At 73.7% G+C, this 20,469-nt stretch carries 16 protein-coding genes; 5 read left to right on the forward strand and 11 right to left on the reverse strand.

Annotation, left to right across the window (positions count from 1 at the left end; translation table 11 throughout):
* Nucleotides 1-290: 290 nt before the first annotated feature.
* The 4 genes from dnaG to ACFV6I_RS14820 form a co-directional block, all read right to left on the reverse strand.
* Nucleotides 291-2,195, reverse strand: a complete 1,905-nt coding sequence (gene dnaG / locus ACFV6I_RS14805; RefSeq protein WP_063347483.1) for a DNA primase — start codon at nt 2,193-2,195, stop codon at nt 291-293.
* Between the two features lie 161 nt (nt 2,196-2,356).
* The gene (locus ACFV6I_RS14810) at nt 2,357-3,670 is read right to left on the reverse strand and encodes a deoxyguanosinetriphosphate triphosphohydrolase (protein WP_063347484.1); all 1,314 of its coding nucleotides are present in this window, start codon (nt 3,668-3,670) and stop codon (nt 2,357-2,359) included.
* Nucleotides 3,671-3,845: 175 nt separating this feature from the next.
* Nucleotides 3,846-4,811 (reverse strand): SGNH/GDSL hydrolase family protein, encoded by a 966-nt coding sequence (locus tag ACFV6I_RS14815; RefSeq protein ID WP_380425479.1) that lies wholly within the window; start codon nt 4,809-4,811, stop codon nt 3,846-3,848.
* 207 nt (nt 4,812-5,018) lie between these two features.
* Nucleotides 5,019-5,963 (reverse strand): PAC2 family protein, encoded by a 945-nt coding sequence (locus ACFV6I_RS14820; RefSeq protein ID WP_063347486.1) that lies wholly within the window; start codon nt 5,961-5,963, stop codon nt 5,019-5,021.
* A gap of 645 nt (nt 5,964-6,608) precedes the next feature.
* On the opposite strand from ACFV6I_RS14820, the gene ACFV6I_RS14825 reads away from it, so the two are divergent.
* Both ACFV6I_RS14825 and ACFV6I_RS14830 read left to right on the forward strand, forming a co-directional pair.
* Nucleotides 6,609-7,337 carry a GNAT family N-acetyltransferase gene (locus ACFV6I_RS14825; RefSeq protein ID WP_063347487.1) on the forward strand — a complete coding sequence of 243 codons (729 nt, stop codon included), beginning with the start codon at nt 6,609-6,611 and terminating at the stop codon, nt 7,335-7,337.
* A 244-nt stretch (nt 7,338-7,581) separates the two neighbouring features.
* Nucleotides 7,582-8,577: a hypothetical protein gene (locus ACFV6I_RS14830; protein ID WP_380425482.1), complete on the forward strand. Its 996-nt coding sequence runs from the start codon at nt 7,582-7,584 to the stop codon at nt 8,575-8,577.
* Between the two features lie 76 nt (nt 8,578-8,653).
* Here ACFV6I_RS14830 and ACFV6I_RS14835 read toward each other — a convergent pair whose 3' ends face one another.
* The 6 genes from ACFV6I_RS14835 to ACFV6I_RS14860 form a co-directional block, all read right to left on the reverse strand.
* The gene (locus ACFV6I_RS14835; RefSeq protein WP_363369984.1) at nt 8,654-9,169 is read right to left on the reverse strand and encodes a ribonuclease; all 516 of its coding nucleotides are present in this window, start codon (nt 9,167-9,169) and stop codon (nt 8,654-8,656) included.
* A 298-nt stretch (nt 9,170-9,467) separates the two neighbouring features.
* The gene (gene ppdK / locus ACFV6I_RS14840) at nt 9,468-12,176 is read right to left on the reverse strand and encodes a pyruvate, phosphate dikinase (RefSeq protein WP_063347491.1); all 2,709 of its coding nucleotides are present in this window, start codon (nt 12,174-12,176) and stop codon (nt 9,468-9,470) included.
* A 564-nt stretch (nt 12,177-12,740) separates the two neighbouring features.
* Complete coding sequence (gene dusB, locus ACFV6I_RS14845) at nt 12,741-13,910, reverse strand: tRNA dihydrouridine synthase DusB (RefSeq protein ID WP_380425484.1); 1,170 nt, start codon at nt 13,908-13,910, stop codon at nt 12,741-12,743.
* A gap of 139 nt (nt 13,911-14,049) precedes the next feature.
* Nucleotides 14,050-14,838, reverse strand: a complete 789-nt coding sequence (locus ACFV6I_RS14850; protein ID WP_380425486.1) for a DUF4097 family beta strand repeat-containing protein — start codon at nt 14,836-14,838, stop codon at nt 14,050-14,052.
* A gap of 2 nt (nt 14,839-14,840) precedes the next feature.
* Entirely contained in the window at nt 14,841-15,485 is a 645-nt protein-coding gene (locus ACFV6I_RS14855) for a response regulator (protein ID WP_380425488.1), read from the reverse strand.
* Entirely contained in the window at nt 15,473-16,699 is a 1,227-nt protein-coding gene (locus tag ACFV6I_RS14860) for a histidine kinase (protein WP_380425490.1), read from the reverse strand. Before ACFV6I_RS14860 ends, ACFV6I_RS14855 begins: the two co-directional genes overlap by 13 nt.
* 135 nt (nt 16,700-16,834) lie before the next feature.
* Here ACFV6I_RS14860 and ACFV6I_RS14865 point away from each other — a divergent pair, with 135 nt between their 5' ends.
* Both ACFV6I_RS14865 and ACFV6I_RS14870 read left to right on the forward strand, forming a co-directional pair.
* Nucleotides 16,835-17,461, forward strand: a complete 627-nt coding sequence (locus tag ACFV6I_RS14865; protein ID WP_380425492.1) for a hypothetical protein — start codon at nt 16,835-16,837, stop codon at nt 17,459-17,461.
* Complete coding sequence (locus ACFV6I_RS14870; protein WP_380340948.1) at nt 17,458-17,844, forward strand: hypothetical protein; 387 nt, start codon at nt 17,458-17,460, stop codon at nt 17,842-17,844. The genes ACFV6I_RS14865 and ACFV6I_RS14870 overlap by 4 nt, the downstream gene beginning before the upstream one ends.
* 15 nt (nt 17,845-17,859) lie before the next feature.
* Here the strand turns inward: ACFV6I_RS14870 and ACFV6I_RS14875 are convergent, their stop codons facing one another.
* Entirely contained in the window at nt 17,860-18,771 is a 912-nt protein-coding gene (locus tag ACFV6I_RS14875) for a helix-turn-helix transcriptional regulator (RefSeq protein ID WP_063347498.1), read from the reverse strand.
* A gap of 102 nt (nt 18,772-18,873) precedes the next feature.
* On the opposite strand from ACFV6I_RS14875, the gene ACFV6I_RS14880 reads away from it, so the two are divergent.
* The gene (locus ACFV6I_RS14880) at nt 18,874-20,343 is read left to right on the forward strand and encodes an MFS transporter (protein WP_380425494.1); all 1,470 of its coding nucleotides are present in this window, start codon (nt 18,874-18,876) and stop codon (nt 20,341-20,343) included.
* Nucleotides 20,344-20,469 lie beyond the last annotated feature (126 nt).

Raw genomic sequence — 20,469 nt, forward strand, 5'->3', positions numbered from 1 at the left:
CCGGCGGTGGTCGGTCTCCCGGTCCCCGGCCGGGCCGGCGGGGTGCGGTCCGGTGCCGACGCCGGGCGGTGCGGCGGTCAGCGCGCCGGTCGGTGCGGCGGTCGGGCTGGAAGTCGGGCTGGAGGTCGCGGCAAAGCCTCGGTCCACGGGCATCCCTCGGGGCGGGCGCGACTCTGGCGGACCCGCGCTGAACGGAGGTGGGACGCCCTCCAGTGTGCGGTACGCCACACTCCGTGGCCGAGACTCGTGCGTCGACTTTTCTGGGCCGCTCCCACGGCCCCGCCGCGCTCCTACAGCGCCGCCGCGCCCTGGCTGCGGAGCTGCTGGCCGTACTGCTGGAGCTGCCACAGCTCGGTCTGCACCGCGTGCTGCTGCTCGGCATCGGCCCGGTGGCCGAGCCGCTGCAGGTAGCCGCGGACCTCGGCGATCCGCCGGTCCACCGCCAGCAGGCGCAGCTTCACCAGGAACTCCCCGGCGTAGACCGCGTCCACCTTCCGGCGGGAGCGCACCGGCTCGACGGTCAGCTCGGTGACGAGCGAGCGCACCTGGTCGTCCGGGGCCGCCTCGCGCACCACGCTGGTGAAGTCGGGCAGCGTCGCCCCGTACGCGGCGCCGCCGGCCTTGGCGATGGCCTGCCGGACGGCCGTGTACGGCAGGGTGGGGAACTCGTCCTCGCCGTAGTGGTCGAAGGCCGGGCTGACCAGGTCCGGGTGCTGGAGCGCCAGCTTGAGCAGCTCCCGCTCGACGAACTGGGCCGGGTCGCGCGGGTTGAGCCGGAAGGCGGGCTGCGCCGGGCGCACCGGCGCGGGCTCGGCGCGGCGGCCGCGGTCGGCGCCCCGGGGGTTCTGCTGGCGCTCGCGGTCCCAGCGGGCCAGCTGGGAGACCCGGCGGACGACGAAGGGCTCGTCCAGGATGCCGAGCATGCCGGCCAGGCGGACGGCGTACTCGTGCTGGATCGAGCGGTCCTTGATCTTGGCGACGATCGGGGCCGCCTCCTCCAGGGCCGCCGACCGCCCCTCCGGCGTCTCCACCCGGTGCTTGGACACCGCCGAGACCAGCGCGAACTCGAACAGCGGGACGGGGTTGTCGATCAGCTGCTTGACCGCCTCGTCGCCCTGGGCCAGGCGCAGTTCGCACGGGTCCATGCCGCCCGGGCTGACCGCGATGGAGGTCTTGGCGGCGAACTTCTGGTCGTCCTCGAAGGCCCGCAGGGCGGCCTTCTGGCCGGCCGCGTCGCCGTCGAAGGTGAAGACCGTCTCGCCGCGGTACTGCGAGGTGTCCATCAGCAGCCGACGGATGATCTTGATGTGGTCCTCGGCGAAGGCCGTACCGCAGGTGGCCACCGCCGAGGTGACCCCCGCCAGGTGGCAGGCCATCACATCGGTGTAGCCCTCGACCACGACCGCGCGGCCCGACTTGGCGATCTCCTTCTTCGCCAGGTCGATGCCGTACAGCACGTGCGACTTCTTGTAGATCGGCGTCTCGGGGGTGTTCAGGTACTTCGGGCCGTTGTCGTCCTCGCGCAGGCGGCGGGCGCCGAAGCCGACCACCTCGCCCGCGATGTCCCGGATCGGCCAGACCAGCCGGCCCCGGAAGCGGTCGATCAGGCCGCCGCGCTGGCCCTGCGAGGCCAGGCCGCCGAGCAGGATCTCCTTGTCGGTGAAGCCCTTGCCGCGCAGGTAGCGGACCAGGTGCTCCCAGCCCACCGGGGCGTAGCCGACGCCGAAGGTCTTCGCGGCCTCCTCGTCGAAGCCGCGCTCGGCCAGGAAGCGGCGGCCGATCTCCGCCTCCGCCGAGGCCAGCTGCTCCCGGTAGTAGGCGGCGGCCACCTTGTGCGCCTCGACCAGGCGGGTCCGCTCGCCCTGCTGGTGGCGGGGGCTGTAGCCGCCCTCCTCGTAACGCAGGGTGATGCCGGCCTGGGCGGCCATCCGCTCGACGGCCTCGGCGAAGGTAAAGTGCTCGATCTTCATCAGGAAGGCGATGGTGTCGCCGTTCTCCTGGCAGCCGAAGCAGTGGAAGACGCCCTTGGCGGGGTTCACGTAGAACGAGGCGGACTTCTCGTCGTGGAAGGGGCAGACGCCCTTGTACTCGCCGCCGCCACCGTTGGTGAGCTGAACGTAGTCGCCGACCACGGCGTCGATCGGCAGTGCGCTGCGCACCGCTTGTACGTCTTCGTCCCTGATCCGCCCGGCCACCCCGGAAGTCTACTGGGGTGGCCGGGGTTTCCCGGCGGGCCGGTCGTGCCGGGCCGGTTGCACTGCGCGCGGTCGGGCGCCGGGCGGTTGCGCTTGAGCGGTCGGACGCCGGGCGCCGGGCGGTTGCGCCTGAGCGGTCGCGCGCCGGGGCCCGCGGGCGGTCAGGCCCAGGCGGCGCCGACGAGCCTGGCGTGCAGGGCGAGGGCGGAGGCGTCGGTGAGGGTGGCGATCTGGTCGATGACCGCGCGCAGGGCGGCCCGGTCGTCCTCGGCCTCGCGGTAGAGCGCGCCGAACACCGGGTCCAGGCCCTCGGGGGCGCGCTGGGTGAGCACGTACGCCAGCTCGGCGATCACGATCCGCTGGCGGGCCCGCAGCTGGGCCTGCTCGTCGCGCTGCATCACGAAGCGGACGGCGACCGCCTTGAGCACCGCGACCTCCAGCCGGACGCCCCGCGGCACCACCAGCTCGGCCGTGTACCGGGTGAGCCGGCCGGGGCCGTAGCGGGCCCGGGTGGCCTGCTCGGCGGCCAGGCAGAAGCGGCCGATCAGCTGGCTGGTGAGGTCCTTCAGCCCGGCCCGGGCGCGGGCCGTGCCGTCGTACTCCTGGGGCCACCGGTCCTGGCCGAGCAACCGGTCGAGGGCGGCGGCCAGCTCCTCCGGCTCGGCGTCCGGGGCGTAGCGCTCGGCGACCTTGAAGAGTTCGGCCCGCTCGCTCGGCGCGCGCAGCGCGGCCGGGTCGATGTGTCCGGCCTGGAGGCCGTCCTCGACGTCGTGGGTCGAGTACGCGACGTCGTCGGACCAGTCCATGACGGTGGCCTCGAAGCACTTGCGCCCGGCCGGGGAACCGGCCCGCAGCCAGCGGAACACCGGCAGGTCGTCGGCGTAGACGCCGTACTTGGGCGAGGCCGGGTCGGTGGGGTGGGCGCCGCGCGTCCACGGGTACTTGGTGGCGGCGTCGAGGGCGGCGCGGGTCAGGTTGAGGCCGACGCTGCGGCCGGGCCAGGGGGCGAGCCGGGCGGCGGGGTGCTCGCCATCCGGGGCGAAGCGCTTGGGTTCGAGCCGGGTGAGGATGCGCAGCGACTGCGCGTTGCCCTCGAAGCCGCCGCAGGCCTCGGCGGCCTGGTCGAGCGCCTCCTCGCCGGTGTGGCCGAACGGCGGGTGGCCGATGTCGTGGGCCAGGCAGCCGGCCTCCACGAGGTCCGGGTCGCAGCCCAGGGCGGCGCCCAACTCCCGCCCCACCTGGGCGCATTCAAGGGAGTGGGTGAGCCGGGTGCGGGGGAAGTCGCTGCGCATCGGGGCGACCACCTGGGTGGTGCCGGCCAGCCGCCGCAGCGCCGCCGAGTGCAGCACCCGGGCCCGGTCGCGCTGGAACGCCGTGCGGCCGGGGCGCTTGTCCGGTTCGGGGACCCAGCGGGCCTCGGCGGCGTGGTCGTACGGGAGCGGGGCGGCGGCGAGGCGGTGCGCGGTGTCATCCATATGCCCCTCACGGTACGCCGCGCCCCCGACAGCCAGGGTGTGCCGCGCACGAAGGAGTGTGGGCCGGAGCGTGAATCCTGCGGTACGCGCTGGTGTCCGCCCCGGCCCGGGTTGCGCGCCGGTGGCCGCCCCGGCCCGCTGCCTGCGGTCCGGCCCCGGCCCCCGGCCTCCGGCCTCAGCCGCGGACGGCCTTGAGGACGGCGGCGGCCACCGCCTCCTGCCCCTTGGCATTGGGGTGGATCGCCGCCAGGCCCGGGGCCGGGAACGGCGGTTCGACCCAGCGGGTGGCCTCGCCCGCGCACATGTCGTGCCCGGCCGAGGGGGCGGCCGCGTCCACGAACACCGCGCCGGCGCCCTCCGCCCGCCGCTTGAGCATGCCGTTGAGCTGCTGCTCCTTCTCCGAGAGGAAGCCCAGGTCCCCGGCCGCGACCGCCTTGCCCAACACCTGTCGGCAGCCGGCCGGGTCGGACGGGAGCAGCGTCGGGTACCCGATCACGTACACCCGGGCCTGCGGGGAGCGGTGCTTGATGTCCTGCAGGATCCGGCCGAGTTGCTCACCGGCCGCGTCGACCTTGCGCTGCACCTCGTCCGTCCCGCCGGAGGCGTAGTGCTCGCGGCAGGGCGAGGGCGCGCGGGTGGCGCCGACGATGCCCTTCACCGCGTCCACCAGGTTCTCCTTGGCGCACTCCTTGACGACCTCCATGAAGCCCGCGTCGTTGCCGCCGATGCCGACCGTCACCACGCGGGTGGCCGCGGTCAGCGCGTCCAGCTGGGGCGGGTTGGTGCCGTGGTCGGTCTCCTGGGCGCCGGTCAGGTCCCCGGTGCGGGCGCCGCTGCAACTGACGTCCTGGAACTGGCCGGCCGGCAGCCCGAGCCCCTTCGCCACCAGGGACGGGTAGTTGACCCCCGAGCGGGAGCAGCCCTTCGGCTCGCCCACCTGCGGGGCGATCTTCAGGCCGGCGGTGTACGAGTCGCCGAGGGCCACGTACGGGCCGTTCGGCGGCGGCGTGGACTTGGCGTTCTTGCCGGGCAGCGCGCCCGCGAAACCGTCCGTCCCGCCGTCCGCGGGGGTGCACCCGGCGAGCAGCAGCGCGGCGAGCCCGGCCGTCAGGGCGACGGCCGGGCGGATGGTCCTGGACATGGTCGTGGGCATGGCATCCCCCCGGGGGATAGGCGTCACAGGCAGCTCCGTACGGCGGCGCGTCCCCCGACGCCGCCAGCACCAACGAACGGGGCCCGCTAATGACTCCCGTGACTCCCGGCCGCCGCCGACCCGGCCGGTTCCCGCCCCTGCGGGGCCGATTCCGTGCCGGACCTACTCCCCGCCCGGGCCCACTCCGCGCCGTACCTACTCCGCGCCGCGCTCGTGCTCGGCCAGGAACTGCTCGAAGCGCCGCCCCAACTCGTCCGCCGACGGCAAGTCCACCGGCTCGGCCAGCAGGCTCTCCCGGCTCTCCGCCCCCGCCACCGCGTCGTACTGGCCCTCCATGCCGCGGATCGCCGAGCGCAACTCGCCGTCCCCGTGCGCCAGCTGCTCCTCGATGTCGGCGTACACCTCGCCGACCCGCTCGCGCAGCCGGGTGCCGGGCAGCACCAGGCCGGTGGCGGACTGCACCGCCTCCAGGATCAGCACGGCGGCCGCCGGGTACTCCGAGCGCGCCACGTAGTGCGGGACGTGCACGGCGAAGCCCAGCACGTCATGCCCGGCCTCGGCCAGGCGGTACTCCAGCAGCGCCTGGGCGCTGCCCGGGACCTGCGCCTGCTCGAACCACTGCGGGTAGCCGGCCGCCAGATCGAGCCGGTTGCCGTGCGGGGTCAGGCCGACCGGGCGGGTGTGCGGCACGCCCATCGGGATGCCGTGGAAGTCCACCGCCAGCCGGACCTCGAAGCGCTCCACCAGCTCGCGGACGGCACCGGCGAAACGCTCCCACTCGACGTCCGGCTCGGGGCCGGTGAGCAGCAGGAACGGCGCGCCCGCGCCGTCGCGGACGAGCTGGAGCAGGATCTCCGGCGGCTCGTAGGACGCCCACTGGTCCCGGTCGAAGACCATCGCGGGGCGGCGCGCCCGGTAGTCGACCAGGCGGTCGTGGTCGAAGCGGGCCACCACCTGCGGCGAGCCCGTCTCCAGGAGGTGGGCCACCACCTGGCCGCCGGCCTCGCCGGCGTCCATGAAGCCCTCGAAGTGCTGGAGCAGCACGAGGCCCGCACCGGTGTCGCGCAGCTCCGCGGTGGCCGCGGCCACCGCGGCCACGCCCTGCTGATCCAGCTCGTACAACGCCTGGAAGTCACGCACCGCGCACCCAACCCCGTTCTCTACTCGTCACGACGTACCGGCTTCTCGTCCTCTCCAGCGTGCCGGGCGCCGCCGGAATTCCCGACCCGCCCGTCGGCGGGGTCGGCGGCCTCCCCGGACCGCTCCGGACCATGATCGCACCCGGGTGGAAAGCCCCTGGTCACGGGTGTTCAACGGCCCGTCCGGGGGCGGGTCGCAGCGGCCCGCACCGCCATTCGCGTGCCGCGAAGTGACGCACCGCCTTCTGACGGGTATCGTCCTCTCGCTGCCTCGCATCGTCGCGTCGTCGTCACGTCGTCCCGTAACGCCGTCGGCCACGTCCCGGACCGGTGTTCGGCCAGCCCACACGACGCATCTTGCCTTCATCTGGCCGCCTGTTTCCTTCGCGCTCCCGTTTCCTCATCGGCCATCTCGCGGACGCACACTGTCCCCTCGCTCATCCCCGCCGGACCGGTCCGTGGACCCGAGTCCGTTCCGGCACCGCGCTGCCCGCCTCCGGGCCGCCGCCCCCGCCCCGCCCGACCGGCTCTCCGGCGTGCGCGGGTACCGGCGGGCGTGCTCCGGGGCCGGGGCGACTGTCCCTGCCTCCCGAGCCGTACCCCGGCACGGTAGGCACCCTCCGACCGATGAAGGACCGAAGGTTCCGTGCCCGTACCTGTCATCCTCACCGGCCGCACCGTGCGGCTGGAGCCCCTCGCCGCGCACCACGCCTCGGCCATCGCCGAGGCCGGCGCCGAAGACCGTACGACCTACGCCTTCACGCCCGTCCCGCACGGCCTCGAAGCGGCCCGCGACTACATCGCGCGCGCCCTCGCCGACCAGGCCGCGGGCCGGTCGCTGCCGTTCGCGACGGTGAACGTGGCAACCGGCCGGGTCGTCGGCTCCACCCGATTCCTGGAACTCGACTACTGGCAGGGGCCGATGGTCTGGCCGCCGGTGCCCGGGGTCCCGTTCGGCGACCCGGCCACGGCCGTCCCGGACGCCGCCGAGATCGGCAACACCTGGCTCTCGCCGCGTGCCCAGGGCACCGGCATCAACACCGAGGCCAAGCTGCTGATGCTGCGCCACGCCTTCGAGACCTGGGGGGTGCAGCGGATCTCGCTGCGCGCCGACGCCCGCAACCAGCGCTCGCGCACCGCCATCGAGCGGCTCGGCGCCACCTCCGAGGGCGTCCGCCGGGCCCACTCGCGCGGGCTCGACGGGGTGGTGCGCTCGACCGCGTTCTACTCGATCCTCGACGACGAGTGGCCCGCGGTGCGGGACATCATCGAGCTGCGGATCGCCGCCGCCACCTCGCCCAGCGCCCCGGATCCGGCGATCAACCAGGAGTGCCTTAGACACGGCGGCGGCCCCGGGCATCTGATCACCGCCTGACCCGGACGCCTGCTCACGGCCCGAAGGGGGCTACGGCCGCCACCCGTAGCCCCCGGCGGCCAAGCCGAGGACCTCACTCTCCGGGGCGGCTCGGCGCGGGGCCGGCGGGTGGGCCGGTGGGTGGAGTCGTCATATGGTTCCCAGCTCAGCGGTTCGACCGGTGCTCCGTCAACCTCATTCTCACAGGCTCCCCCGACGAGCGATGTTTCGCATACATCCGACCCTGGTGGGCAGCACCCCGGGCATGACCCGCGTGAACCCGCTCGACCCCGTCGTGCTGCTCGGCGCCGACCAGCAGCACATCGTCACCCGGGCGCAACTGCGCCGGCTCGGCGTGCCGTCCGGCACCATCGCCCACCGGCTGCGCCCCGACGGGCCCTGGCAGCAGGTGCTGCCCCGGGTGATCTGCCTGCAGTCCGGCCGATTGACAGCGCACCAGCGGCTGCGCGCCGCGCTGGCGTACGCGAGCCCCAAGGGGCGGGCGCCGCAGGCCGGGGAGGTACTGCTGACCGGGGACGCGGTGCTGGCCGACGCGGGGCTGCCGAGCGCCGGGCACCCCGCCGACCTGGCCCGGATCGACGTCCTGATCCCCGCCCAACGCCGGGTCGTCGACCGCGAGTTCGTCCGGATCCACCGGTCGGCCGGGCCGCTGCCGGGCGGCTTCGAGCGGGACGACGGGCTGTGGAGCACCACCGTCGCCCGGGCGCTGGCCGACCTCGCGCCGGGTGAGACCGGGCAGCGCCGGTTCCGGGCGCTGTGCGCGGAGGCCGTCCAGCGGCGGCACTGCGAACTCGGCGAGCTGCTGGACCACTTGCTGGCCCGGCCGGGCGCGCTCGGGCTGCCGCAGGTGGCCCGGGTGGTGGAGGACCTCACCGCCGGAGTGCGGTCGGTGGTGGAGGGCGAGGCCCGCGAACTCCTCGCGCACGCGGGCCTGCCCGAGCCGCTGTGGAACCCGGTGCTCTTCCTGGACGGCCGCTTCCTCGCCGTCCCGGACGCCTACTGGCCGCACGCCTGCGTGGCGTTGGAGATCGACTCCCGCGCCTGGCACCTGCGCCCCGCCGACCACGAACGCGGCCTGGCCCGTGCCAACCGGCTGACCGCCGTCGGGCTCCCCATGGTCCGCACCACGCCGGTCCAGCTCCGGCGCGACCCCGTCCCGGTGTTCCACGAGCTGACCGCCCTCCTCACCACCGGCCCGCACGGCCCCCACCGCCGGATCAGCTGGCGCCGGGCCCGGTGAGGGCCGCGGGCGCGGTGCGGTCGGGTGCTCGGTGCGGGCCGCGGGCGCGGTGCGGGGCATCACACGGTGCGGGGTGTCAGCAGCGCGGGTCGATCTCCTGGAAGGTCGCGTAGTGGTCCGGCGACCAGTACTGCTCGCCGGAGCCGCCGGTGACCACGCGGCGGGTGCCGCGGTCGTTGGAGCCCGGGGTGACCACGGTGAACTCGTGGTAGTAGCCGCCGGACTTCTTCGGCAGGCGGCTCTCGCGGTTCTCGAAGACGATGCCGTCGCGGTTGTACGGGTACGGGCCGTTCTTGGCGATCAGGCCGAGGGTGTCCTGGGCCTGGCTGGGGAGCTTGCTGCGGCAGACGTCGGCGAGCGCCGGGTCGGCGGGCACCCAGGTGCCGCTCGGGGCGGGGGTGCCGCCGGCGGGCGGGGACGGCTTGGGGGCCGAGGACTTGGGGGCCGAGGCGCCCGCCGAGGTGGCGGTGGAGCTCGCGGCGGCCTTGGGGTGGCTGCTGCCGCCCTTGCCGGCGAGCAGGTACCCGATCCCGGCGACGAGGGCCAGGATCAGGACGGCCACGACGACGAGCGGGCTTTTACGTCTGGTCATGCGCCCCAGCTTGGCAGGCGCGCGGGCGCCGCCCGGCCAGCTACACACGTGGCCGCCGCCACATCCGGCCGGACGGGGAAGGCCGGCTGGGAAGCGCGGCCGGGCACAGACGGACGGCCGGGGAAGGACCGCCCGGCGCAGACGGACGGCCGGACGGGGACGGACGCCATTGTCCGTCCCCGCCCGGCCGTTGTTACGTACGCCGGTTCTCCTGCGCCGAGCTCCGGTGTACGCCCTCCCGGTGGGGAGGGAAGCGGTCAGTCCGGCCCGCGGCCGAGGAGGGGATGCCTACCCTCTCTCAGCGCGGGTCGCTGCCCGCCGTCTCGATGGCGGCGCGGCCTGCCTCCAGGCGCGCCACCGGGATCCGGAAGGGGGAGCAGGAGACGTAGTCCAGCCCCACCTCGTGGAAGAAGTGGACCGAGTCCGGGTCGCCGCCGTGCTCGCCGCAGACGCCGAGCTTGAGGTCGGGGCGGGTGGCCCGGCCGGCCTCGACGGCGTGCTTGACGAGCGCGCCGACGCCGTCGCGGTCGATGGTCTCGAACGGGGAGACCCCGAAGATGCCCTTCTCCAGGTAGGCGGTGAAGAACGAGGCCTCCACGTCGTCCCGGGAGAAGCCCCACACGGTCTGGGTGAGGTCGTTGGTGCCGAAGGAGAAGAACTCGGCGGCCTCGGCGATCTGACCGGCGGTGACGGCGGCGCGCGGCAGCTCGATCATGGTGCCGAGCTTGATGTCCAGCTGCACGCCGGTGGACTGGGCGACCTCGGCGAGCACGCGCTCGCACTCGTCGCGGACCAGCTCCAGCTCCTGGACGGTGCCGACCAGCGGGATCATCACCTCGGGGCGCGGGTCCGCGCCGGCCAGCCGGCGCTCGGCGGCGGCCTCGGCGATGGCGCGGACCTGCATGCCGAACAGGCCGGGGATGACCAGGCCGAGGCGGACGCCGCGCAGGCCCAGCATCGGGTTCTGCTCGTGCAGCTTGTGCACCGCCTGGAGCAGGCGCAGGTCGTTCTCGTTCGGGTCCTTGCGGGCCTCGGCGAGGGCGACGCGCACCGACAGCTCGGTGATGTCCGGCAGGAACTCGTGCAGCGGCGGGTCGAGCAGGCGGACGGTGACCGGCAGGCCGTCCATGGCCTGGAAGAGCTCCAGGAAGTCGCCCTTCTGCAGCGGCAGCAGGGTGGAGAGGGCGAGCTCGCGGTCCTTGTCGTTGTCCGCCAGGATCAGGTGCTCGACCTCCTTGCGGCGCTCCTCGCCGAGGAACATGTGCTCGGTGCGGCACAGGCCGATGCCCTGGGCGCCGTAGCGGCGGGCGCGCCCGCCGTCCTCGGCGTTGTCGGCGTTGGCGCGCACGGCGAGCCGGCGGCGGACGTCGGCGTGCGCCATCAGCCGGTGGACGGCCTGGACGAGTCCGCCCTGGACGTCGGCGCCGGCGTGCAGGGTGCCCTCGAAGTACTCGACGACGGGGGACGGCAGGACGGGGACCTCGCCGAGGTAGACCTTGCCGGTGGCGCCGTCGATGGAGACGACGTCGCCCTCCTCCAGCACCAGGCCGGCGGCGGTGGTCATCCGGCGGCGCTTGGTGTCGACCTCCAGCTCCTCGGCGCCGCAGACACAGGTCTTGCCCATGCCGCGGGCGACGACGGCGGCGTGCGAGGTCTTGCCGCCGCGCGAGGTGAGGATGCCCTCGGCGGCGATCATGCCGTCCAGGTCGTCCGGGTTGGTCTCGCGGCGGACCAGGATGACCTTCTCGCCGGAACGGGACCACTTGACGGCGGTGTAGGAGTCGAACACGATCTTGCCGATGGCGGCGCCGGGCGAGGCGGCGAGGCCCCAGGCGATCTGCTGGGACTCGGCGTTCGGGGCGAAGCGCGGGAACATCAGCTGCGAGAGCTGGCCGCCGGTGACCCGCATGAGGGCCTCGTCCAGGTCGATCAGGCCCTGGTCGACCAGCTGGACGGCGATCCGGAAGGCCGCGGCGGCGGTGCGCTTGCCGACGCGGGTCTGCAGCATCCAGAGCTTGCCGCGCTCGATGGTGAACTCGATGTCGCAGAGGTCGCGGTAGTGGTTCTCGAGCGTCTGCATGATCGTCATCAGCTCGTCGTACGACTTCTTGTCGAGCTTCTCCAGCTCGGCCAGCGGCAGGGTGTTGCGGATGCCGGCGACGACGTCCTCGCCCTGGGCGTTGGACAGGTAGTCGCCGTAGACGCCCTGGGCACCGGTGGAGGGGTCGCGGGTGAAGGCGACACCGGTGCCGGAGTCCTCGCCGAGGTTGCCGAAGACCATGCTGCAGACGTTGACCGCGGTGCCGAGGTCGTTCGGGATGCGCTCCTGCCGGCGGTACAGGCGGGCGCGGTCGCCGTTCCAGGAGTGGAAGACGGCGTGGATGGCGAGGTCCATCTGCTCGCGCGGGTCCTGCGGGAAGGCCCGGCCGGTCTCGCGCTCGACGATGCCCTTGAACACCTCGACGAGTTCCCGGAGGTCGGCAGCGTCCAGGTCCAGGTCGTTGACGGTGCCCTTGGCGTGCTTGGCCTCGTCGAGGGCCTCCTCGAACAGCTCGCCGTCGACGCCCAGCACGGTCTTGCCGAACATCTGGACCAGGCGGCGGTAGGAGTCCCAGGCGAAGCGCTCGTTGCCGGACTGGGCGACGAGACCGACCACCGAGGCGTCCGAGAGGCCGATGTTCAGGACGGTGTCCATCATGCCGGGCATGGAGAACTTCGCGCCCGAGCGCACCGACACCAGCAGCGGGTTGTCGGGCTGGCCGAGCTTCTTGCCCATCTCCTGCTCGAGCGCGTCCAGGTGGGCGCTGATCTCCTGGTGGAGCGAGGAGGGCTCACTGCCGGTCTCCAGGAAGACCTTGCAGGCCTCGGTGGTGATGGTGAACCCCGGAGGGACGGGGAGGCCAAGGTTGGTCATCTCGGCCAGGTTCGCGCCCTTGCCGCCGAGAAGGTCCTTGAGGTCCTTGTTTCCTTCAGTGAAGGAGTAAACAAACTTCTGCTGGGACGGCACGGGTCGGTCTCCTCGTACGCGGTTGCCCTGACGCCGGAGAACATACCCATTTCGAAGGTTCTTCTCTGCCCCGAATAGGCCGTACGAGGCCGGTACCCGGGGGTAACCCGATAGATCGAATGCACATAAAGGCGTTCACCTCTGTTGGTGAAATCGTCCGGATGACGCTAGCCCGCCTTCAAGTCTTGAACGAAGAGAAACACGAAGATCGCACGATTCGGACGCTGGGTAGCGGTCGCGGGTCGCCCGCGTTGCCCCGGCTTGATTTCCTGCACTCGGATCGGCCGATCAGCGGCCCACCGGCTTCGGGAAGCGATTCACAGTCGACCTGTCCATTTCGTCCACTGACCCGCCGTCAGGCGCCACCGCATGTGGCAAGCGTCACCAGCACATCTCACCGGTCGAACGTAGTCCGCCTCCGCCGATCGTCGCACTCCGTCCAGAAACGTGCCCGTTCCGTGACATCGGACCGCCGAAAAGGAGCCCTCCTGTCCAGATTGGACAAGAGGGCTGGGACCGAGTGGCAGTGGGCCCTGGAGGGCCAATTTCGCCACTACGGACAGATCATCCGCCAGAGGTGTCCGATTCGGCGTCCACGCCCGGTCGGGCGCAGTCGTACGGATCGTCCAACCAGCCCTCGGGCAGCACCACCCGGTTGTTGCCGGCGGTACGCCCGCGCGGGCCGTCCGCACCGGCCGGCCAGGCCTGGGACTGCTCCACCAGGGCGAGGGTTTCGGCCAGTTCGGCCAGGGAGGAGGAGTTGGCGAGCTTCACCCGCAACTCCGAGCCGACCGAGAAGCCCTTGGTGTACCAGGCGACGTGCTTGCGGAAGTCGATCACGCCGCGCGCCTCGTCCCCGATCCACTCGCCGAGCAGCTGCGCGTGCCGCACCATCGCCCGCGCCACGTAGCCGAAGTCCGGACGGGCGTAGTCGACCTCGCCCTCGAAGATCGAGACCAGGTCCCGGAACAGCCACGGCCGGCCCAGGCAGCCGCGGCCCACCACGACACCGTCGCAACCCGTCTCCCGCATCATCCGCAGCGCGTCGTCCGCCGACCAGATGTCCCCGTTGCCCAGCACCGGGACGTGCGCCGGAACGGACTCGCGCAGCCGGGCGATCGCCGACCAGTCGGCCGTCCCGCCGTAGTGCTGGGCGGCGGTGCGCCCGTGCAGGGCGATCGCGGCCACGCCCTCCTCGGCGCCGATCCGGCCGGCGTCCAGGTAGGTCAGGTGGTCGTCGTCGATGCCCTTGCGCATCTTCATGGTGACCGGCAGGTCGCCCGCGTTGGCCACGGCCTCACGCAGGATCTCGCGCAGCAGGTTGCGCTTGTACGGCAGCGCCGAGCCGCCGCCCTTGCGGGTCACCTTGGGGACGGGGCAGCCGAAGTTGAGGTCGATGTGGTCGGCCAGGCCCTCGTCCGCGATCATCCGGGCGGCCTTGCCGACCGTCACCGGGTCCACGCCGTACAGCTGGATCGAGCGCGGCTTCTCGCTGGCGTCGAACTTGATCAGCTGCATGGTCTTGGCGTTGCGCTCGACCAGGGCCCGGGTGGTGATCATCTCGGAGACGTACAGACCTTTTCCGCCGCTCTGCTCGCGGCAGAGGGTGCGGAACGGCGCGTTGGTGATGCCGGCCATCGGCGCCAGCACGACGGGCGGCCACACCCGGATCGGGCCGATGTCCAGCGGCGCGAACTCGGCGTCGGGCGCGGTGGGTGCGGGCGTGGCTGTCATGCGCGGCTGACCTCGGGGCAGGGGAACGGGACTCTCCATTGTCCCCCACTCGGGTCAGCCCCTGTTTCCGGGCCGCTCCGGGCCTCCCCGGACCGCTCCAGGCCGCCCCAGGCCCCTCCGGGCCTTCTCTAAGCCTTCTCTAGGCCGGGTCGATCGTGATCGAGCCCGAGGTGACCGAGCCGTGGATCCGGTTCGGGCTGGCCGGGTCCGCCAGGCTCGGGTCGATGTGGCGGCTGCCGCTGCCGACCTCGCCGCTGAAGGCGTAGTGGGAGTCCTGCGGCAGGGTCAGCTTCACCGAGCCGGACATGCTCTTGGTGTCCACCGACCGCGGCGCCTTGGAGAAGGCCAGGTCGACCGCCCCCGAGGTGGTCTCCGCGTACACCTGCTCCGAGCTCAGGTCGGTGCCCTGCACCATCCCGGAGGTGGCGTGCGCGTACACCTGCCCGGACGTGCCGATCAGTTTCAGCTCGCCCGAGGTGAGGTCCATCCGGACGCCGCCGCTCAGGCCGTCCACCTCGACGCTGCCCGAGCTCACCTGCCCCGACACGTCGGTACCGGCCGGCACCTCCAGCTCGATCTGGGCACCGCAGCCGAAGTCCGCGAACGGCAGGACCTTCCGGCACTCCATGCCGACCGTGAGCACGTCACCGTCGAAGGTGGTCGACACCGACGGCTTGCGCACCGTCCAGTCCAGGTTCTGCCGGACCACCACCCGGCCGTCCCGGCCCGCCCTGATCCGCACCGAGGCGCTGCCGGTGTCCAGCCGGAGCTTGTGGATGACGACGTTGTACGGCTGCATCGAGGTCGTCTGCTGCTGCACCACCATCGCCCAGGTCTGCATCCCGGCGCCGATCATGACGACCGCGATCGCGAGCGTCCCGGTGGTGCGCCAGGCCTTCCGCCCCCACGCCTTCGTCGGTCCGCCCACGGCTACCCGACCTCCAGGAACCGCAGCACCGCCAGCACCCGGCGGTGGCTGTCGTCGGCCGGCGGCAGGTCGAGCTTGGTGAAGATCGAGTTGATGTGTTTGGCCACCGCGCTGTCGCTGACCACCAGGGCGGCCGCGATCGCGGCGTTGGAGCGGCCCTCCGCCATCAGGCCGAGCACGTCCCGCTCGCGCGGGGTCAGCTTCTCCAGCGGGTCCCGGTGGCGGCGCAGCAGCAGCTGGGCCACCACCTCCGGGTCCAGCGCGGTGCCGCCCGCGGCGACCCGCTGCAGCGCCTCCACGAAGTCGTCCACGTTGGCCACCCGCTGCTTGAGCAGGTAGCCGACGCCGCTGGTGTTGGTGGCCAGCAGGTCGGCGGCGTAGCGCTCCTCCACGTACTGGGAGAGCAGCAGCACGGCGACGTCCGGCCACTGCCGGCGGATCATCAGCGCGGCCTTCACACCCTCGTCGGTGAAGCCCGGAGGCATCCGGACGTCCGCCACCACCACCTTCGGGCGGTGCTCCTCGACGGCCGCCAGCAACTCGGTGGCGTCCCCGACGGCAGCGGCGACCTCGAAGCCCACCGCCTCCAGGACCTTGACCAGGCCGACCCTCAGCAGGACCGAGTCCTCGGCGATCACAGCGCGCACGGCAACTCCACGGTGATGGTGGTGGGGCCCCCGAGGGGGCTGAGAACGGACAGTGTGCCGTCGACGGAGGCGGCGCGCTTGCGCAGGCCGGTCAGCCCGGTGCCGCGCGAGGCGTCCGCGCCGCCCACGCCGTCGTCGCTGATGACCAGGCGCAGCCGGCCGCCGACCGTCCGCACCGAGAGGTCGACCCGCTGGGCGCGGGCGTGCTTGGCCACGTTGGTCAGGGCCTCGGAGACGGTGAAGTAGGCGACCGCCTCGACGGTCGGGGCGACCGGCTCGACGAGGTGGACGTCCAGGCGCACCGGCAGCGGGGCGCGGGCCGCGATGCCGGACAACGCCGCGTCCAGGCCGCGGTCCTCCAGGACCGCCGGGTGCAGGCCGCGGACCAGGTCGCGCAGCTCGTCGATGGCCGCCTGCGCCTCCTCGTGCGCGTCCACGATCACCTGCATGACCTCGGGCGGGACGTCCTTGAGGGTGCGCCGGGCCAGGCCCAGGTTCATCGCGAGGGAGGTCAGACGCTGCTGGGCGCCGTCGTGCAGGTCCCGCTCGATCCGGCGGCGCTCGGCGTCCACCACGTCGACCAGCCCGGCCCGGCTCTCGGCGATCTCCTCGACCCGCCGCTCCAGCGCCTCCGCCCGGTTGGGGCCGAGCAGCAGCTGGGCCGTGCGCACCTCCAGCCAGGCCGCCAGCGCCGCCAGCCAGGGCATCACGGCCAGCAGCAGCACCCCGGCGACCGTGATCACCACGTCCAGCCCGGCCAGCTCCGAGCGCAGCAGGCTGCCGACGGGCATCAGCCAGACCCAGCCGTACACGCTGGCCATCACCACGCCGGCGCCCCAGGCGTACAGCACCACCAGCGCGCCCGCCGCCAGCAGCGGACCGGCCAGCAGGTGGTGGACGGCCTGGCGCCAGGTCAGCCCCAGCAGCAGCCGGCCCGGCAGCCAGGCCCACGGCTCGCCCGGGCGCGGCGGCGACACCTCCACCCCGCGCAGGGCGCGCAGCCGGCCGCGCTGGGCGGCGGTGAGCGGGCGGGTGCAGATGAGGACCAGGGCCGTCATCGGGAAGAGCAGCTTGGACTCGGTGACGGCCAGCCAGACCGGCAGGGCCAGCGGAAGGCCGGCGGCTATGAAACGGGTGTCCCGCCAGGCCTCGGGCGACCACGGGGGGCGCCGAAGGCTCCTGACGAGCGCTCGGCGCAACGTGGTGGAGGGCATGACCGACAGCGTAGGGCGCGATGATCAACGGCCGCCATGAAGGGGGGCTCACGGTCGGGGTGTATCTAGGTACACCCCGGATTCGGAGCACGGCACCACCGACAGCGGCCCATGATCGACGGGAAGCTGGACGGCATGACGAGCACCGCATCGCACTCCGCCACCCCGCCGCACCGGCGGCCCGTCCCCGGGAGCCACGGGGGTGTTCCCGGGGACGCGCTCCGCCGGACGGCGGGGCCGGAGGGGACGCTGCCGGTCGGGGCCGGGCCCTGGTCGGTCCGCAGCCTGGTCGGCCGCCGCGGCCGGGCCGCGCTGGAGGTGTACCAGGACGGCGAGTTGGCCGATGTCCTGGTCGCCGCCCGGCTCACCCCGCAGCTGCTGCGCGGTGCTCGTCGCAGCCCGGCCGGCGGGCGGGCGCGCCACGTGCTCGCCTGGGGCCGGCTGGCGGCCGACGGCAGCGCGCCCGCGGTGGCGTTCACCGCCAGGCGGCTGGCCGGGCCGTTCCGGTCCGGGCGGTCGCTCTGGTCCGTGCGGTCGCTCTGGCCGGCCGGGCCGTTCCGGTTCGAGCGGCCGGCCGTCGGCGCCGAGGTGGTCGCGGTCGCCGGGCGGTTCTGGCTCGCCTGGGCCGAGGGCCCGTACACCGGGGTGCTGGTCCGGCACCCCGGCGGGGACACCACCGAGCGGCAGCCGCTGGAGCGGGTGCGACGCCGGGGCGAGGCCGCGGTCGCCGGAGGGGCCTCGGTCGCCGGAGGGGCCGCATGAGCACCGCCGTCCTCGCCGGCCGCCCGGCCGCCGCCCTCGTCCTGCCCGCCCGCTTCGAGCGGGTGCCCGTCATGGCCGCCGTCGCTCTGCTGCCCTGGCTCGCGGTGCTCGCCGCCTGCCACGAGACCCCGTGGGTCGTGCTCGACCTGCTGGAGTTCTCCGCGCTGCTCTCGCTCGACGCCCTGCTGCGCCGGCGCAACGCCGCCGCCGGCTGGGCCGGCGGAGCGGTGGCCCTGCTGCTCGCGGGGGACGCACTGGCCGACATCGCCTGCGCCGGCCCGGGCCACGCGGTGCTCGCCGCCCTGGTGATGGCGCTCGGCGTCGAACTGCCGCTCGCGGTGGTGTGCGTGCTGCTCGGGCGTGCCGTCCTCGCCCCCCGCTAGAAGCCGTCGGGCGGGCTAGAAGCTGCCGGGCAGCTGGTCCATCAGCGCGCGGGTGTCCTCGTCCAGCGGGGTGTACGTGATCATCCGCGTCCCGAGTCGGGGGCCGAGCCAGAAGCTGGTGTACTCGCAGCGCAGCAGCCCGACGCCCGGCACCTGGAACCGCTTGATCCCGTTGCTCGGCCCCATCACCTCGTGCCGCTGCCAGACCTCCGCGAAGTCCGGCGAGGTCTTGAGCAGCCGGGCCAGCAGTGCCTTCCAGGCGGGCTCCGCGCTGTGGTCGGCCATCGCGGCGCGGAAGCGGGCCACCATGCCGAGGCGTTCGGTCCGGTAGTCGATCAGCACCTCGCGGAACCGCGAGGGGGCGAACGCCAGCCAAATCAAGTTGCGGTCCTCGGGCGGAAGTTCGCTGAGATCGCCGACGATCGCGGTGTACTGGGCGTTGTACGCGAGCACGTCGTAGCGGGTGTTGACCGCCACGGCCGGGTACGGCGCCATCTGTTCCAGCACCAGCCGCACGCTCGGGGTGACCGAGGGGCACTCCTTCACCGGCGCCGGATCCTCCGCGCCGGCCAGGGTGAACAGGTGCGCGCGCTCGCTCGGGTCCAGCAGCAGGGCGCGGGAGACAGCGTCCAGCACCTGGGTGGACACCTGGATGTCACGCCCCTGCTCCAACCACGTGTACCAGGTCACCCCGACGGCGGCGAGCTGCGCGACCTCCTCGCGGCGCAGCCCCGGCGTGCGGCGGCGGCCGGTCGGGGGCAGGCCCACCTGGTCGGGTGCGATCCGTTCGCGGCGGCTGCGCAGGAAGGCCGCCAGGTCGTGCCGGCGGGCGTCGTCGGGGGCGGTCCGGGCTTGCGTCGCCGGCGTGGTCCGGGCTTGCGCGACCGAGGCGGACCGGGCTTGCGCGGCCGGGGTGGTGAGGCTCATGGTTCCTAGCATGCGCCAGCCCGGAGCCTGTTGCCAGGTACTTCTTATACCTGGATAACCACACTCTGGTACCAGGGTACGGCCAGGCGGATCGTAGGACCCGTGACCCAACAACTCGCCGTCGCCCCCGACCCGGTCCGCGCCGCCACCACCCCCGGCACCGCGACCGCGACCGCCGCCCGCACCGCCGCCCCCTCCCTCGGCACCGCCGGGCTGGTCACCGTCCTGCTCGGGGCCTTCCTGCCGATGCTCGACTTCTTCATCGTCAACGTCGCCCTGCCCACCATCGACCACGACCTGGCCGCCGGGCCCGCCGTCCTCGAACTCGTCGCCGCCGGCTACGGCATCGCCTTCGCCGTCCTGCTCGTCCTCGGCGGGCGCCTCGGCGACATCTTCGGCCGCCGCCGGCTCTTCGTCATCGGCGCCGCCACCTTCGCCCTCACCTCGCTCGCCTGCGGCCTCGCCCCCGGCGCCTGGACCCTGGTCGCCGCCCGCGCCGCCCAGGGCGCCTCGGCCGCGCTGCTGATCCCGCAGGTCCTCGGCACCATCACCGCCGCCACCGACGGCGCCCGGCGCGGCCGCGCCCTCAGCATCTACGGCGCCGTCGGCGGCATCTCCGTGGTCATCGGGCAGGTGCTCGGCGGCATGCTCGTCGCCGCCGACCTGTTCGGCACCGGCTGGCGCTCCGTCTTCCTGCTCAACGTGCCGTTCGCGCTGCTCGCCCTGGTCCTCGCCGTCCGCTACGTCCCGGAGAGCCGGGCCACCCAGGCCGCCCGCGTCGACGTGCCCGGCACCGTCCTGCTCACCGCCTCGCTGCTCGCCCTGCTCGTCCCGCTGATGGAGGGCCGCGCCGCCGGCTGGCCGCTCTGGTCCTGGGTGCTGCTCGCGCTGTTCCCCGTCCTCGCCGCCGCCTTCGTCCTGGTCGAACGCCGGGCGGAGCAGCGCGGCGCCACCCCGCTGGTGCCGCCGTCCCTGCTGCGCATCCCCGAGATGCGGCGCGGCCTCGGCATCGCCCTGCCCTACTTCGCCGGCTTCGGCGGCTTCATGTTCGTCATCGCCGTCGCCCTCCAGCAGGGCCTGCACCTCGGCCCGGTCGCGGCCGGCTGGGCGCTCGTCCCGATGGCCGTCGGCTACTTCACCGCCTCGCTCTCCGGCCCCCGCCTGATCGGCCGCTACGGCAGCCGGGTACTGAGCGCGGGCGCCGTCATCCAGGCCGCCGGCCTGGCCACCCTCGCCGTCACCGTCCTCGCCGACTGGTCGCACTTCTCCCCGCTGCGGATGGCGCCCGGCGTCGCGCTCGCCGGCATCGGACAAGGCCTGATCGGCACCCCGCTGTTCCGCGTCGTCCTCGCCAAGGTGCCCGCCGCCCGGGCCGGCGTCGGCAGCGGCGTCCTGGCCACCGGCCAGCAGTCCAGCCTCGCCCTCGGCGTCGCCACCCTCGGCACCCTCTACCTGTCGCTCTCCCCCAGCCTCGGCATGGACCGCGCCCTCGCCCTCTGCCTGGGCCTTCAGCTCATCGGCTCCTTCGTCATCCTGTACCTGACCACCCGCCTCCCCCGCTCCATCGGCTGAGCCCCCCCCCCCCGGCCCCGGGCCACGGGCAACGGGCAACGGCCCCCCCCAGGCACCCCGCAGCCGGGGCCCCCGGGCCCGGGGCGGGGGGGGGCCCCCGGGGGGGGGGGGGGCGGGGGTGGGGCC

The organism is Kitasatospora sp. NPDC059803, assembly GCF_042732255.1.
Taxonomy (GTDB): domain Bacteria; phylum Actinomycetota; class Actinomycetes; order Streptomycetales; family Streptomycetaceae; genus Kitasatospora.